The 13,292-nt window shown below is 39.3% G+C and carries 21 protein-coding genes; 14 read left to right on the top strand and 7 right to left on the bottom strand.

Features of this window, described 5'->3' with window-relative positions; genetic code table 11:
- Window positions 1–12 precede the first annotated feature (12 nt).
- Both pfkB and ACFS5O_RS03020 read right to left on the bottom strand, forming a co-directional pair.
- A complete protein-coding gene (gene pfkB, locus ACFS5O_RS03025; protein WP_205724447.1) occupies window positions 13–927 on the bottom strand; it encodes a 1-phosphofructokinase in 915 nt (304 codons plus the stop codon).
- Entirely contained in the window at window positions 924–1,676 is a 753-nt protein-coding gene (locus tag ACFS5O_RS03020; protein ID WP_205724448.1) for a DeoR/GlpR family DNA-binding transcription regulator, read from the bottom strand. Before ACFS5O_RS03020 ends, pfkB begins: the two co-directional genes overlap by 4 nt.
- A 163-nt stretch (window positions 1,677–1,839) precedes the next feature.
- Here ACFS5O_RS03020 and ACFS5O_RS03015 point away from each other — a divergent pair, with 163 nt between their 5' ends.
- Window positions 1,840–2,667, top strand: coding sequence for an AAC(3) family N-acetyltransferase (locus ACFS5O_RS03015; protein WP_205724449.1), 828 nt, complete (start codon window positions 1,840–1,842; stop codon window positions 2,665–2,667).
- A gap of 56 nt (window positions 2,668–2,723) precedes the next feature.
- The gene (locus ACFS5O_RS03010) at window positions 2,724–3,107 is read left to right on the top strand and encodes a YggT family protein (protein ID WP_205724450.1); all 384 of its coding nucleotides are present in this window, start codon (window positions 2,724–2,726) and stop codon (window positions 3,105–3,107) included.
- Window positions 3,108–3,391: 284 nt separating this feature from the next.
- Here ACFS5O_RS03010 and ACFS5O_RS03005 read toward each other — a convergent pair whose 3' ends face one another.
- Window positions 3,392–3,733: a DsrE family protein gene (locus ACFS5O_RS03005; RefSeq protein ID WP_205724451.1), complete on the bottom strand. Its 342-nt coding sequence runs from the start codon at window positions 3,731–3,733 to the stop codon at window positions 3,392–3,394.
- Between the two features lie 119 nt (window positions 3,734–3,852).
- On the opposite strand from ACFS5O_RS03005, the gene ACFS5O_RS03000 reads away from it, so the two are divergent.
- Entirely contained in the window at window positions 3,853–4,596 is a 744-nt protein-coding gene (locus tag ACFS5O_RS03000; protein ID WP_205724452.1) for an AIM24 family protein, read from the top strand.
- Window positions 4,597–4,688: 92 nt separating this feature from the next.
- Here ACFS5O_RS03000 and ACFS5O_RS02995 read toward each other — a convergent pair whose 3' ends face one another.
- The gene (locus ACFS5O_RS02995; RefSeq protein WP_205724453.1) at window positions 4,689–5,231 is read right to left on the bottom strand and encodes an Hsp20/alpha crystallin family protein; all 543 of its coding nucleotides are present in this window, start codon (window positions 5,229–5,231) and stop codon (window positions 4,689–4,691) included.
- An 11-nt stretch (window positions 5,232–5,242) separates the two neighbouring features.
- A complete protein-coding gene (locus ACFS5O_RS02990; RefSeq protein WP_066391061.1) occupies window positions 5,243–5,461 on the bottom strand; it encodes a spore germination protein in 219 nt (72 codons plus the stop codon).
- A gap of 162 nt (window positions 5,462–5,623) precedes the next feature.
- Between ACFS5O_RS02990 and ACFS5O_RS02985 the strand changes: the two genes are divergently transcribed.
- The 7 genes from ACFS5O_RS02985 (at window position 5,624) to abc-f (ending at window position 9,646) form a co-directional block, all read left to right on the top strand.
- Window positions 5,624–5,845 (top strand): spore germination protein, encoded by a 222-nt coding sequence (locus ACFS5O_RS02985; RefSeq protein WP_066391062.1) that lies wholly within the window; start codon window positions 5,624–5,626, stop codon window positions 5,843–5,845.
- A 55-nt stretch (window positions 5,846–5,900) separates the two neighbouring features.
- Entirely contained in the window at window positions 5,901–6,527 is a 627-nt protein-coding gene (gerPC, locus tag ACFS5O_RS02980) for a spore germination protein GerPC (RefSeq protein WP_205724454.1), read from the top strand.
- Window positions 6,496–6,672, top strand: coding sequence for a spore gernimation protein GerPD (locus ACFS5O_RS02975; RefSeq protein WP_144703998.1), 177 nt, complete (start codon window positions 6,496–6,498; stop codon window positions 6,670–6,672). The genes gerPC and ACFS5O_RS02975 overlap by 32 nt, the downstream gene beginning before the upstream one ends.
- A gap of 6 nt (window positions 6,673–6,678) precedes the next feature.
- Window positions 6,679–7,077, top strand: a complete 399-nt coding sequence (locus tag ACFS5O_RS02970) for a spore germination protein GerPE (RefSeq protein WP_379838628.1) — start codon at window positions 6,679–6,681, stop codon at window positions 7,075–7,077.
- Window positions 7,074–7,277, top strand: coding sequence for a spore germination protein GerPB (locus tag ACFS5O_RS02965; RefSeq protein ID WP_066391066.1), 204 nt, complete (start codon window positions 7,074–7,076; stop codon window positions 7,275–7,277). The genes ACFS5O_RS02970 and ACFS5O_RS02965 overlap by 4 nt, the downstream gene beginning before the upstream one ends.
- A gap of 12 nt (window positions 7,278–7,289) precedes the next feature.
- Entirely contained in the window at window positions 7,290–7,736 is a 447-nt protein-coding gene (locus ACFS5O_RS02960; protein ID WP_205724456.1) for an Hsp20/alpha crystallin family protein, read from the top strand.
- A 272-nt stretch (window positions 7,737–8,008) separates the two neighbouring features.
- On the top strand, window positions 8,009–9,646 hold the full coding sequence (gene abc-f / locus ACFS5O_RS02955) for a ribosomal protection-like ABC-F family protein (RefSeq protein ID WP_205724457.1): 1,638 nt from the start codon (window positions 8,009–8,011) through the stop codon (window positions 9,644–9,646).
- A gap of 29 nt (window positions 9,647–9,675) precedes the next feature.
- Here abc-f and ACFS5O_RS02950 read toward each other — a convergent pair whose 3' ends face one another.
- Complete coding sequence (locus tag ACFS5O_RS02950) at window positions 9,676–9,858, bottom strand: hypothetical protein (RefSeq protein ID WP_205724458.1); 183 nt, start codon at window positions 9,856–9,858, stop codon at window positions 9,676–9,678.
- A gap of 143 nt (window positions 9,859–10,001) precedes the next feature.
- On the opposite strand from ACFS5O_RS02950, the gene ACFS5O_RS02945 reads away from it, so the two are divergent.
- The 3 genes from ACFS5O_RS02945 (at window position 10,002) to ACFS5O_RS02935 (ending at window position 11,410) form a co-directional block, all read left to right on the top strand.
- Window positions 10,002–10,445, top strand: coding sequence for a DUF6376 family protein (locus ACFS5O_RS02945; RefSeq protein ID WP_205724459.1), 444 nt, complete (start codon window positions 10,002–10,004; stop codon window positions 10,443–10,445).
- Window positions 10,446–10,547: 102 nt separating this feature from the next.
- Window positions 10,548–10,700, top strand: a complete 153-nt coding sequence (locus ACFS5O_RS02940) for a hypothetical protein (RefSeq protein ID WP_205724460.1) — start codon at window positions 10,548–10,550, stop codon at window positions 10,698–10,700.
- Window positions 10,701–10,762: 62 nt separating this feature from the next.
- Window positions 10,763–11,410 (top strand): hypothetical protein, encoded by a 648-nt coding sequence (locus tag ACFS5O_RS02935; RefSeq protein ID WP_205724461.1) that lies wholly within the window; start codon window positions 10,763–10,765, stop codon window positions 11,408–11,410.
- Between the two features lie 85 nt (window positions 11,411–11,495).
- Here the strand turns inward: ACFS5O_RS02935 and ACFS5O_RS02930 are convergent, their stop codons facing one another.
- Complete coding sequence (locus ACFS5O_RS02930; RefSeq protein ID WP_205724462.1) at window positions 11,496–12,227, bottom strand: Bax inhibitor-1/YccA family protein; 732 nt, start codon at window positions 12,225–12,227, stop codon at window positions 11,496–11,498.
- Between the two features lie 210 nt (window positions 12,228–12,437).
- Between ACFS5O_RS02930 and ACFS5O_RS02925 the strand changes: the two genes are divergently transcribed.
- The gene (locus tag ACFS5O_RS02925) at window positions 12,438–13,277 is read left to right on the top strand and encodes a hypothetical protein (protein ID WP_205724463.1); all 840 of its coding nucleotides are present in this window, start codon (window positions 12,438–12,440) and stop codon (window positions 13,275–13,277) included.
- Window positions 13,278–13,292 lie beyond the last annotated feature (15 nt).

Genomic DNA, 13,292 nt, shown 5'->3' with positions numbered 1-13,292 from the left:
AATGCCTCCTTATTACAGTATTTCTTCTATAATGATCTGTTTTCGTAAAGATTCTACCTGTTCTAATGTGCACAGGTCTTCTGAAAAAGCAGTAGCACTTCCTGCAGCCACTCCATATTGGAACGCGGTAGCATAGTCGCGTTCTTGGGTGATCTTAGAAAGAAAACCGGCTACAACAGAATCACCAGCACCTACTGAATTTTTAACGGTTCCATCGGGTACGGTTGATACGAGAACGCTATCTTTGTTGAGAAAGATTGCACCATCTCCAGCCATAGAAACGATGACATTCTGTACACCTGTTTCCAACAGCTTCTTTCCATAAAAAATAGCATCTTCTTTCGTGTGGACGTTTGTTTGAAAAAGTTCCCCAAGTTCATGGTGGTTGGGCTTAATCAAAAATGGCTGATGCTTTAAGGTCTTACGAAGCGGTTCTCCAGCCCCATCAATGACAACATGAACTCCTTTGTCCTTACACTTTTTAGCAATATCGGCATAAAAATCATCAGAGATCGATGGGGGAATGCTTCCTGCAAGAAGAAGGAACTCATCTTTTCTCATGTTATTGATTTTTTGAAGTAAATTCTGTTGGTTTTCTAAAGAGATTACAGGTCCTTGACCATTAATCTCCGTTTCTTTATGAGATTTTAGCTTCACATTAATTCTTGTAACTTCTGAAACCTCTATAAAATCATGCTGAATGTGATCTTGTGTTAAGAATTCTTTGATAAAAGCACCTGTAAAACCACCCGTGAAACCAAGCGCAGTACTTTCTATACCAAGGTGTTTCAGGACTCGCGAAACGTTGATTCCTTTTCCTCCGGGATAGATAAATGTATCTGATGTGCGGTTTATCTGTCCTTCTTTAAAATCCTCCACTCGAGCTACATAATCAATGGACGGATTTAGTGTGCAAGTGTATATCATGATGTCACAACCTTTATTTCTGTCTTGTCTTGAAAATCATAGATGACGTCATCATCAATATCGTCTGTTATAATGATCGCCTCATTTAATTCCGCTACTTTTGAAAACGAAGTCTCATGAAACTTCGTATGATCAGCTAATATGAATGCTTTTTGTGAAAGAGAAATCGCTAATTCCTTTACTGCGGCCTCTTCCGGATCGGGTGTAGTGTAACCGGCCTCGATGTGAATGCCGTTCATCCCAAGGAATACCTTGTCAAACCGATAGGCACTTAAACTTTTAATCGCACTGCTTCCTACAAGTGCTTTTGTTTTAGACTTAACAAGACCGCCTATTAAGTAAGTCTTAATCTCGTGTTCACTTAAAGCTTCAAGGTGGGAGATGGCATTTGTAACAACCGTTATCTCTTTATTTTTAAGGTAAGGAATCATCTTTAAAGTTGTCGTCCCTGCATCCAGATAGATACAATCTCCTGTTTCAACTAAGTCACAAGCATATTGTGCAATACTATCTTTTTCCAAAGCATTTCTCTCAGATTTTTCAAATACGCTTAATTCCTCACTTTTTTGGTGAGTAAGTGAAGCTCCTCCATGTACACGTTTTAACTTCTTTTCTCTCTGTAACTGACTTAAATCTCTGCGTATCGTAGATTCAGAGGACGCTGTTGCTTCAACGAGTTCTTGTATGGTTACTACTGACTTTTCGCCTAATATTTCAATGATTTTACGATGTCTTTCAGGTGTAAGCATCCTGACACCTCCAAGTGTTCTTTATCTTTGACATCATTGTAACGTAAGCCCTTACATTTTTCAATCATAAACAACCAAAAATAATCAAAAACAATCACGACTAAAGTATTCCGTTTTTTTGGTATAATGAGAGTGCGCAAAAAATCTGAAGGTTGTGAAAATCATGAGCGGTGCAGAAGTACATACCGATTATCCGAAAACGAGGGTCTCATTAAGACAGGATCTTCAATTGTTAGGACTGAAAAAAGGAATGACGGTTATCGTTCACTCTAGTTTGAAGTCGCTAGGATGGGTGGTAGGCGGACCTGTGGCAGTTGTACAAGCGTTGATGGATGTTATAACAGAAGAAGGAACATTGGTAATGCCGACACATACGGCTCATTATTCTGATCCGGCAGGATGGCTGAACCCTCCTGTACCAAAGGACTGGTGGCCGACAATCATAGACGAGATGCCTGCATTTGATCCAGCTGTAACACCTACATACTTCATGGGAGCGATCGTAGAAGCATTTCGTACGTTTCCTGGTGTTCTAAGAAGCAATCATCCGACTGAATCATTTGCTGCATGGGGAAAAAATAAAGAAACGATCATAAACGATCAATCGGTGGATTTTGGTTTAGGTGAACAGTCACCTCTTGGGAGAGTTTATGAACTTCAGGGTCATGTTCTTCTGCTAGGTGTAGGTTATGATTCGAATACCTCCATGCACCTTGCTGAACATCGTATTCCTTCAGCGGAAACAGAACAAAATGCTGGTCCAATTTTTTGTAATGGGCAAAGAGTGTGGCAGTCGTTCACTCAAATTTCTTATCGGGAGGAATTATTCGAAGAGATTGGAGAGGTTTACGAGCAAAATAATCATCCCGTCGAAAAAGGAAAAGTAGGAATGGCCGATTGTCGACTGATCCCACAGAGAGAACTCGTAGACTTTACAGAGAATTGGCTGAATCAGTATGACCAGAGTAATAAACCGATTGAGCATGCTTAATGTTGTGAAAAGAAGGGTATGTTTAGAAGCAAATCCAATGAAATGAGGGAATTGCGATGAGGCGTTCCGTTCCAGCCACAATTATTTCATTCATAGTAGGCATCATTCAGCTAATCTTAATTTTACGTTTTATTTTTCAACTGTTTAATGCAAATGAAGGAGCAGCTTTCGTACAGCTCATATACGGACTGAGCCAACCACTTCTTTTACCATTTGCAGCGATATTTCCAAACATCGAACTAGCCAATGGATTCGTGATCGAACTGTCAACGATCGTTGCAATCATTGTGTATGGTGTAGTCGGCATGTTGCTGAAAAGACTATTCTCAGTGAGAAAAGCAGATCATGTTCATCGTGAAACGGTTATTAGGGAACAACCAGTATTACGAGACGAGGCAACGACTAGAGAAAAGAGAATTATTCGAGAAGAAAAAAGATAGAACTAAAAAACGTACATCTGCAAGTTCGGTGTACGTTTTTTGTTATTAAAATAAATCTCTCAAGAAGTGTTGCTATTGGATCTTGTTTTCCTTACTTCATTGCAAGTTGTTTGTAGCGTAAGGTTGCCGACTCCTGCGGGACGAGCGGTCAGGTGAGACCCTTAATGGCGCAAAGCGGCAAGGGGCTCACCGCCTGCCCCGCGGAAAGCGAGCAACCTGGAGCGGAAATCAACCACATTCAATCCCAACATCGAGTGCAAAAAATGCCTTAAATTACTTAAACATTATGCAATCGTAATAACTTCATATGTAGCAGAAAGTTCTACAAAGTGTGCCATGCCTGAAATTTCTCCAGCAGCAAGCTCATTTTCTACGTTATAGTGATCAACACAAGTCTTGCAGGCGAACACTTTAACACCCTTATCTTCTATTTCTTTAAGATGCAGCGAACATAAAGACTGCTCTGTGAGGCAATAAACACCACGATTCATGAAAAAGATCGCAGCTGGAAGATCAGATTGCTGCTTCAAAACCGTAAAATACGTTTCCATTACGTTTTCTCCAAGAGCAGGATCGTTGCCATTACCAAATGAGTCAGTTGTTACAAGAATGATTTTGTTCTGCACGTCAAATCACGCCTCTCTCATATTCTGTTGGCGTTAGCCAATATCTTTGTGTGAATTATACCACGCTTTGTTTAAACAAAGTCAGAGTTTGTTATGCTAGAAAGAGGAGGCTGATGGTTATGAATGAATCACTTTTTAACGTTATCGAAAAAGAAGAAGGACGTCGAGCAACTTTTGAAGTCCTTGAATATAAGCAGTTGCCTGTAACAAGTGCAGGTTCAAGTTCTTCGTACTACGCCAAAGAAACGGGAATATCGTTAAAACAAGTTCGGATCACATTGCGCCAAGGAGCTGTCCAAGCTGAAGCCGGAGCCTTGCAGTTTATGAAAGGTGATCTTGGATTGAAAAGCAATGCCGGTGGAGTTGGAGGGTTCATGAAGAAGATGGCTTCCAATATCTTAACGGAAGAATCTCTGTTCAAACCTTTATATGAAGGAACAGGAGAAATTTATTTAGAGCCCTCGTATGGTCATTATTTATTATTAAACTTAAACGACGAAGAAGTTGTTGCAGATCGCGGAATGTTCTATGCGGCAGAACCGTCCGTCCAACTAGGTGTAGCTAGACAAAAACTAACGTCTTCTATAAAAGGAGAAGAGGGCCTGTTTCAAACGAGATTAAGAGGCTCAGGTTTTTGTGTGCTTCAGAGTCCAGTTCCGCTTCAACAGATCATGAAGATACAGCTTCATGATGAAAAGCTGCAAGTAGATGGGAACTTTGCGCTCTTAAGAAAAGGAGATATTGATTTTTCTGTAAAACGAGCATCCTCTTCTATCATTGGATCTGCGACAAGTGGTGAAGGGTACCTGCACGTTTTTGAAGGAACTGGCGAGGTGTGGATCGCACCGACATTAGGAAGATAAAAAGAAAGCTGACAGAAAGGGGTGAACGGATTACCTTTTCTGTCAGCATTTTTTAAGGGTGTTACGATACATAAGAAAACGAAATGTTGCACCTACTCTTCAAACTGCCCGTTGTTCGTAACTACCTTAGAAGTGTTGTCAACATTACTGTCATTATCAACACGGTTCCCACTTTGGCTAGGAACGACTTGTATAGGTACAGTTGGATTCATAACTTCCCCGCCATTTTTGTTAACGGAAATGGTTAAGATGCCTTTCGTATATTGAGCCTTAACATCTTCATTTCGAAACATAAAAGGCAGTTGGACGAACCTCTCCGTTCGTTTCATTGCCTTTCTTTGTTGAAAATGCCCCGTTCGACTGTTTTTTGTAGACCGTATTTCTTCGCGCTGTGCTTTAATCTGAAGTCCTTGATTGAGGATCTCAATCTGAAGGTCTTCAGGGTTATAGTCTTTTAGATTTGCACGAATCTTGTAATCGTCTGTTGTCTCTTCTGTATCCACTTCAAACGACATCTGGTCTGCAAACTTCTCGAACTGATTGAGCCCTTTGTTGACGTATTGGTCGAAAGAATTTAGCCAGTCATCCATAGAACGGTTATTAAAAAAAGGCATCAATGGACCTTTGCCTAACATCTTTATACCCCCTAAGCATTGCCGGCATTATTCGAATCGAAAATATCAGGATCTAAAGTGTTTGTTGCGTTAACTACGTTTGTTGTTTGTATAAAATTCCCTGTGTTTCCTCCGCCAGAGCCGTTGTATCCTTTGCCTGTTGATTTGGGATTGATGACGAGCGTATCGCCAAAATTCACTACCCCTTCTGCCGCATTAATATTAATAGGAGCTACAATTAAACAGGGCACTTTTAGCACCTCCCTTTTTCTAGAAAAGTTACGATTGTGACGTCGTCCTTTACAAATAAGTTATGTAGGTAGAAGCCTAAAGGTGAATGAGACCGTTTAGGCACAAAAGAATGGGCGGATGCATATCATATGAGAAGTACTTGAAAGTGGGGATGAACGTATATGCCAGCAATTGTGGGATCTGTTTCAGTAAACTCCATATCGAGCGGCAGCGTTTTTCATGTGGGAGACGTCCAGACCATATGCCCCGTCAGTTACGCAAAAACGTATGCAGGGGCGGGATCTTTCAATACAGGGGATAATCTTCGTTTGGAGAACGGCTATAATGTTACGTTTACACAAGACCCAGATGTAAATGACAGTAACGCAGCAGCAAATTTTTAAACGACAAGCAAATTCCTTAGGTAGTAGGCATACATCTAACTAAGGAGCTGATTGTATGAATGAAGAGAGCAACTATTACTTGAGCAAGCTTCAACAGATGATCCTCGATCAGAATGATAAGATTAGCGACTTGGAAGATCAGATAAAAGCATTAAAGAAAAAAGTAAGCAATATTTCATCTCAACCTCAAAATGTAGAATATAAGTTTGATCAATTAAAGATAGAAAAACTTGAAGGTACCCTACACATTGGGCTCGGGTCTTCGACTGATAGCAAAGACTTGATCGAACAGTTCAATATTGGTCAGAACACCCTTCAGATGCCAGGAAAGATGGAACGAAGTACGATCGAAAATCCAAACTACCGAGAGATGATTCAAGTGATGGATGGCTTTTTCGAGAAAGAAGCGCCCGTTTATTTACAATCACTTGAAAGTAAAATGAACATTCCGTTAGATGAACCTTATCGAATCTTCATATTAGAAGATGTACAGCGTCAAGTTCCAGGAAGGATCAAACACTATCTCACCAAATATGAGCCTAAAGATGAGCGGGGCAGAAGAGATATCATTCAAAAAACAAAAGAGGACATCTATCGTGGCATCGAAACTTTTATCGTGCATTTGAGAGATTCAAAGTCTACTGGAGGGGATGAGAGTGAAATTTTGCGTAACCAATCATGAGTTATATGTCGGAGAGATTCATATTATCGGTGTAGGGTTATCGTCAGTCGTATTGATCGGGGACACAGATTGTATCAGTCTAGGTTCTGCATTCGACACACCTCCGGAATCTTTAGTCTTAGGTACATCACTTGTTCCCCTATAGAGGTGTATGATGTATCGTACATCTATCGTAGACTGTGTCAACTTAAACTCTCTTGCTAACTCAGGAGTACTGCAAACAGGAGATACTGACAAGATCAATAGCTTTTCTGCAGCATTAGCGATCCAGAGAGAAAGTACAAAGTTTGGAACGTTCAATGTTCCATACAGCAAATACAAAGTTTTTTCACAGCCGGTATTAGTTCCAGTTTGTCCCGTGTATAAGGTAAAACAAACGTATCATGCGAACCCCTACATTAGAGTTGGAAAAATAGATATTCTTGGGGTGTCCAGTTCATCCATCCTTCATATTGGATCAGTTAATGATGTTAAACTTCAATCTCGTGTGAAGCATATTCGTAATTTCTTAACAAATCCTTATCCGGAAAGTGAGGAGGAGGAAACATGAACCTTTTTGTAAGTCAGACGATCGTCATTCAACAGATAAGAGTGGATGGCATACAAAACTCATCTGTGCTCCAAATAGGAAGCGCCGGGGTTATACAGCCGATATCGCAATTATTTAACACAGGCGGTTTTACAGGTCCTGCCCCTCAGATTCCGGATCCGGATACTGCTCCTTCTGTTCCTTTAGGGCCGCCTTCATAAGAGGTGATTGAATTGGACACTTGGAAACAAATGATGGACTGGAAAAGGATGGCCGAAGAATATTTTGGTGATCAGTTCTTTACACCGAATCAAAATCAAAGGTCGACTAATAATCAAAATAATGAGAGTCCTCTTTGCAACATCTATGACACACCACAGGAAATTTGCTGTGTATTGGCGTTGCCTGGTTTAAATCGTACAGAGGATGTTGAAGTTATGGTCGATCCGTTTAAGCTGACCGTACAAGGAAAGTTATCGCTGACGTTAGATTCCTATCATTTAAATTCGGAGGAATTTCAACTCGGTGCGTTTAATCGAGAGATCCATTTACCCGAAAAAGTTCTGCAAGAGCCCGTTCAGGCTTTTTATCGAAAAGGGTTATTATTCATTCGCTTATTAAAAGATACACGACCTGGAGCGAATCAGCGAAAGGTGAATTTAAACTGGGTGCAGGAGTAGCGAGTGGATTCTTGACGACAGGATACGAACTACCTTACAATATAGAAAAACAACGGAAGGAACAGGTGTATACGTCCAATGCGCAATTAATCTGATTTTAGCCATTTACTTGAATAAAAAAGTAGAACGCTAGATAGGATTTCTCTGCCCATTTTTAGGACTTCATTACAGGCCTGTTTTTTTGTTGCAAAAAAACGTGTGATTGCGTGTTTTTTTGTGATACTTATTTTGGCTTGGGCAGACCTCTCTAGTTAATAGGGGAGGTTTTTTTTGTGCTTTTATTAGAGGCGAAGCAATTAGAAAAATCGTATGATGGAAAATTAATTATAAAGCAAACAGAGCCGTTTCAACTTTTTACTAATGACCGAGTAGGTCTTGTTGGTTTGAACGGCTCTGGAAAATCAACGTTTCTAAAATTACTTGCAGAAACTGAGCTTAGAGATGCAGGGTCCGTCCAACATTACGGAACACTTGGGATCGTAAGTCAGTTTGCCAAAGAGGAGCAAAGTCTTACTTCAAAAAGTGAAGCCGCTTGGAACCTGCAAGGCAAAAAGTATGACACGATGAGCGGTGGTGAAAGAACGCGGACTCAAATCGCCGCTGCTCTAGAACAAGATCCAGATATCCTTATCTTAGATGAACCTACGTCTCATCTTGATGTCGACGGAATGGATCAACTTGCAGATGAACTTTTACGTTTTAAAGGAGCACTTTTGCTTGTCTCACATGACCGTGCATTTCTAGATACGGTATGCACAAAGATCGTCGAAATCGATCACCAAACGTTCGCAACATATCCTGGTAACTATTCAGATTATCTGATTCAAAAAGATCAACAACTCAAACGAAAACACTTTGAATACGAACAGTATGTTAAAGAAAAAACAAGACTTGAGAGAACGGCTAAGGAAAAAGCATCTAAAGCGAGAGACTTGAAGAACAAACCAACTCGCATGTCTTATAGTGAAGCAAAGCTAGGAAAAGGAAAACTTCAGAATGCAAAGCGTTCACTTGAGAAGAAATCGAAGGTTATTGAGAAAAGGATCGAGATGCTCGATAAGAAGGAAAAGCCAAAGAAGCAACAGAATGTGGAATTCGATATACAACGATTCTCTAAGGTTCATGGAAAACAAGTCTTAGTTGTTAAAGATCTTTCTTTAAGGTTTGATGAAAAACCACTGGTTCAAAATCTTACGTTCTCTGTAAAACCGGGGATGAAGATCGTTTTAACAGGCAAGAACGGAACCGGAAAATCCACCTTACTTCAAGAAATCTATAAAGGAAATGAAGCGATTGAAAAGTCTAATCAGCTTAAAGTCGGCTACTTCCATCAGCATCTTAATATTTTGGATCCACAAAAAAGTATTCTTGAGAACGTGATGGAACGTAGTCTGTACGATGAAACATGGGTTAGAACCATATTAGCAAGAATGTTATTTAAACGTGAAGATGTCTTTAAAAGAGTAGATGTATTGAGTGGCGGTGAAAAGATGAAGACTGCTCTCGCAAAACTTTTCTTAAGTGACTACAATTTATTGTTACTAGATGAACCCTCAAATTACTTAGATTTGTTTACAAGGGAAGCGTTAGAAGAAGTCTTAGTAGCCTATCCTGGTACATTTATCTTAGCTACACATGACAGACGTTTAATGGAAAAGACAGCCACTCATATTTTAGAGCTGCAGCCACCTAAGGTATACTGGTTCGAAGGGGACTATACAGAGTTTAAGAAACAACGAAGTGGAACCCAAAACGAGCAGAATCACGATGGTGATGAGTTGCTTAAGCTGCAGTTTGAGATGGCAGAACTGATCAGTCAGCTTTCTGTTTGTTCAGATCTCAGCAAAAAAGATGAGCTCGATCGCCGTTATAATCATGTACTGCATAGAATGAATAAGTTAAGATCATAAAGAAGTAGAGCCGCTCAAAATGAGCGGCTCTACTTCTTTTTATCTACTTTTATTGGCGGTTCTTCTTGATCGGTGATCCCTGAATCATAGCCGATCTGATTGAGATCCTTTTCGTCAGCTACCGTACCTCCGGCCATTCCTTCGTTCATCATTCGATCAACGTCTAAGTATAGATCTTTTTTACCTTCATTTTCTTTATCTTTTTTTGCCATGTTAATCAGCCTTTCTGTTTGAACTAGTATTAGAATGTCCCAATTTGAAACTTATTTGCAGCCAATCCGTAGAAAATAATAAGTGAAAATCGAAATTATGTAGATTCATATAAAGTAAATTCTAAAGAAATGAGGAGATCGAAATGAAAAAGACATTATTGGCTGTTCTTTTATCGTTCAGCGTTCTTACAGGATGTTCGGCAGTGGAAGACGTAACAAACGGAATTAATTATGTACCAGAAGCAACAGAATACATTAACGATGTTCAACAATTTTCAAAAGAAATTCCTTCGTTAGCGGAGAAAGCTGTCTCTGATCAAAATGCACGTGTTGAGTTAGAGAAGGCACTTGAAGAAATGAATACAACGATTGAAGAATTTAATGAATTATCTCCACCCTCTGTATTTGAAGATATTCATAATCAGGTGATGGAACATAATCAAACGTTTCAAGATGGAATAGATAAGTATCAAACGGCAGTAGAGAACGGAGAACTGACCCCTGACTTTTTGGAGAAGAGTGGGTTGCTAGATGATGTCAAAGTATACACGGACTTATTAAACGATATTAAGCAATTAGGCGAGTAATCCTTTTTTCTTACTTTTGCCCATTTATTCAAAATTTCATGTTACATTTCGACTAAATTCGGGAATATGACAATGAGATAATTGGTGAGGGTGGGTAAAAGAATGGAAGACTATCATATTAAGATTGAAGATTATATGCAGCTATTGAAGAAAAGATACAAAAAAGGCAGACTTCAGGCGAAACAATATCGAAAACGATTAGAGCTCATTCATCTCTGGCACATGCGCGGCGTGGTCAAAGTGCCAAAGGAATAACTTGAAAATAACCAGTCTTTGACGATAAATGTATAAACACGACTAGTCTTGGCAGGTGCAACATGATTTTAATAAATAATACGTTCGAAAAAGCTAGGCATACAAAATATGATTATTTCTATCATATTGCGTTTGCCGTTCTTTTCTGTTTATACAGTTTCCTTATGCTTTTTTCCAGCAAACTGCTGGGTTTTTTGTTTTTTGTTTATGGACTACTCTTGTTAGGACATACCGTTTGGAAGGGAATCCGAACAAGCTATTCCATACCTTATATCTTGTTCGGACTAACCATTCTGTTTTTTAGCAGATTGTTCTGGTTAGAGGCATTTTCCGTACTGCCTGTTTTCTTTTATGAGATTTTTCAGATTGTATTCTTCCTTGGTATAGTTATTGGAATTTGTTTACTTTATGGATTAATGGTTAAAGGAGCACCTCTAGCTAACAAATTTCAAACTCACGGTGTTCATAGTAGCTACTTTGTAACAGGATGCCTCTTGCTTCCCTATACATGGATCTTTAGTTACGGAGCGATCGTTCAAGATAATCTTGGCAATCTCACATGGGCATTGCTCATCCTCGTCCTTTGGGGAACACTATATCTTGTTCAGCTCGTTACACATCACAATAAAATCATGCTAGTAGCTTTATATTCAGTAAATATTAGTGTAGGATGCTGGACGATTTACAGATGGATAAACATTTTAACATAAGAAAAGAGAAGCCTTTTGTGACTGCACCTCCAAATTTTAGATTGGTCTAAAATTTGGGTGCAGTTCATTTATAGGCTTCTCTTTTTTAGTTTCTTCTTAATTTAGCTAGCAGATGCAATATTTCAAAGTAAAGCCAAACTAACGTGACCATGAGTCCGAACGCACCGTACCATTCCATGTATTTAGGCGCTCCGCGATCTGCTCCATATTCAATGAAATCAAAGTCTAAAACTAAATTTAGTGCAGCAATTACGACGATAAACAGAGAAATTCCGATTCCGATCGGACCTGTGCTATGCAGATAAGGTACGCTCATTCCAAAAAAGCTTAAAATAAAACTAGTGAGATAAACAAGCATAATTCCCATAGTCGCTGAGAAAACGATCAATCTAAAGTTCTGGGTTACTTTTATGATCCTGAACATATAAGCGAGCAATAAGGCAAATAACGTTCCAAAAGTTAAAGCAACAGCTTGCAAGGTGATACCATTGAATTGAGCCTCAAAATTAGCGGATATCCCCCCAACTGCAAGCCCTTCTAACGCGGCATATAGCGGTGCAAGTAAGGGTGCTGTTTTAGGCACGAATGCAACGATTAACGCCGTTACAAGACCCCCAATCAAACCAATCAAGATCAAATGACTCACTGGGTTACCTAAATTGTATTGATACCAAGTAAAAATTGCAGATGCCATTAAGATAAGCAGAAGAATAAACGTTTTGTTCACTGTTCCTGATAAAGTCATCTTTTTGCTAAAAGACATTCCCCTGAACTTATCAAAAGTGGAGCCTTTTAAAGCAGGATTCGCACTTCTCATGTAAAATTCCTCCTTCTTTCCATACATAAAATACGTACAAACATCATCAAAGTTTCATGCGTTAAAATAATATGTCACATCATCATTCATTATAATGACATTTCCAATGAATGTTAAAGATATTAGGAAATTTTGACTATTTTAGACAAAGACCGACAAAAATTTAATGTTATGGAAGTATTATATAGTTGAAAGAAAGGAGGTGAGTATATGCGTATATCAAACCTCATTATGCAGGGGTTAATCGCGGGTGCCGTCCTTTTTATTCCTGCAGAAGTTTTTGCAGAGAAAGAAGATGTGGAGAAACGGAATCATAATGCTGAGCGAAACAGACAGCAAATCGTACAACAAGACAAAGTTACAGATCGTGTTCCTGTACAAGCAACAAAACAAGTAGGAATAGCATTGAAAACAAAGCCGACTGAAAGTAAGAGTAAAGCGGAGTTGGATAAACCTCAATCTAAGCGATCTGAAACAAAGTTGTTGAAGCAAGTTCCGATATCGAAACAAAAAAATTCTCAGCATGCAAACTACCGAAGCAAGGTAAAAAAATTAGACCCTCAAAGACAAACGAAAGAACATGTCCCGGTGAAGCAGACCGAACGAGTCATTCAGGCAGAGCGTTCTGAATTGAAAAAGGCTGAATCATCAAGTGCAATACATAGAAAAACAGTGGTAAACAAATCCGTTCCAAAAAAAGATTCGGTAAAGGTACTTGAAAAGAAGCCAACTCCATTAAAGGAGAAAGTTAGTCATCCACAGATGAAAAAGGATGTCTCTCCTTTATCAAATCAGAAGTCTTCAAAAGTACCTCCTCATCCTGTTTCAAAAGTAATTCCAGCTGCTACAGGACAAGGATCTTCCTCAACAACGAACCAATCGGATGGTGGGAGCGGAACAGTGTCATTTGCTAACTTTAAAGCTAGCTTAATGTTGCCGATTATTTTTGAAGATGGGGAAAAGGTTTCTGTGTATTTTGGCAGAATGGACCTCTTAAGAAGTCAATGGGTGAACGCACCGCCGGGAAGACCGCCGGAAAAGGCTCTTTAATTTTTCTAGAAAATT

The sequence above is a fragment of the Fictibacillus nanhaiensis genome (genome assembly GCF_042686385.1).
Lineage (GTDB): Bacteria > Bacillota > Bacilli > Bacillales > Fictibacillaceae > Fictibacillus > Fictibacillus nanhaiensis.
The sequence above is the reverse complement of the archived record's forward strand: the minus strand, read 5'-3'. Positions and strand labels throughout refer to the sequence as shown.

What these genes read in the sequence shown, in the direction of transcription:
- ACFS5O_RS03015 (WP_205724449.1), top strand. Translation starts at nt 1,840, where the DNA reads ATGAGCGGTGCAGAAGTACATACCGATTATCCGAAAACGAGGGTCTCA.
- ACFS5O_RS02970 (WP_379838628.1), top strand. Translation starts at nt 6,679, where the DNA reads ATGATGTATCGTACATCTATCGTAGACTGTGTCAACTTAAACTCTCTT.
- pfkB (WP_205724447.1), bottom strand. Translation starts at nt 927, where the DNA reads ATGATATACACTTGCACACTAAATCCGTCCATTGATTATGTAGCTCGA.
- ACFS5O_RS02950 (WP_205724458.1), bottom strand. Translation starts at nt 9,858, where the DNA reads ATGGCAAAAAAAGATAAAGAAAATGAAGGTAAAAAAGATCTATACTTA.
- ACFS5O_RS03010 (WP_205724450.1), top strand. Translation starts at nt 2,724, where the DNA reads ATGAGGCGTTCCGTTCCAGCCACAATTATTTCATTCATAGTAGGCATC.
- ACFS5O_RS02985 (WP_066391062.1), top strand. Translation starts at nt 5,624, where the DNA reads ATGCCAGCAATTGTGGGATCTGTTTCAGTAAACTCCATATCGAGCGGC.
- ACFS5O_RS02995 (WP_205724453.1), bottom strand. Translation starts at nt 5,231, where the DNA reads ATGTTAGGCAAAGGTCCATTGATGCCTTTTTTTAATAACCGTTCTATG.
- ACFS5O_RS02925 (WP_205724463.1), top strand. Translation starts at nt 12,438, where the DNA reads ATGCGTATATCAAACCTCATTATGCAGGGGTTAATCGCGGGTGCCGTC.
- ACFS5O_RS02930 (WP_205724462.1), bottom strand. Translation starts at nt 12,227, where the DNA reads ATGAGAAGTGCGAATCCTGCTTTAAAAGGCTCCACTTTTGATAAGTTC.
- ACFS5O_RS02940 (WP_205724460.1), top strand. Translation starts at nt 10,548, where the DNA reads ATGGAAGACTATCATATTAAGATTGAAGATTATATGCAGCTATTGAAG.
- gerPC (WP_205724454.1), top strand. Translation starts at nt 5,901, where the DNA reads ATGAATGAAGAGAGCAACTATTACTTGAGCAAGCTTCAACAGATGATC.
- ACFS5O_RS03000 (WP_205724452.1), top strand. Translation starts at nt 3,853, where the DNA reads ATGAATGAATCACTTTTTAACGTTATCGAAAAAGAAGAAGGACGTCGA.
- ACFS5O_RS02935 (WP_205724461.1), top strand. Translation starts at nt 10,763, where the DNA reads ATGATTTTAATAAATAATACGTTCGAAAAAGCTAGGCATACAAAATAT.
- ACFS5O_RS02945 (WP_205724459.1), top strand. Translation starts at nt 10,002, where the DNA reads ATGAAAAAGACATTATTGGCTGTTCTTTTATCGTTCAGCGTTCTTACA.
- ACFS5O_RS02965 (WP_066391066.1), top strand. Translation starts at nt 7,074, where the DNA reads ATGAACCTTTTTGTAAGTCAGACGATCGTCATTCAACAGATAAGAGTG.
- ACFS5O_RS03020 (WP_205724448.1), bottom strand. Translation starts at nt 1,676, where the DNA reads ATGCTTACACCTGAAAGACATCGTAAAATCATTGAAATATTAGGCGAA.
- ACFS5O_RS02975 (WP_144703998.1), top strand. Translation starts at nt 6,496, where the DNA reads ATGAGAGTGAAATTTTGCGTAACCAATCATGAGTTATATGTCGGAGAG.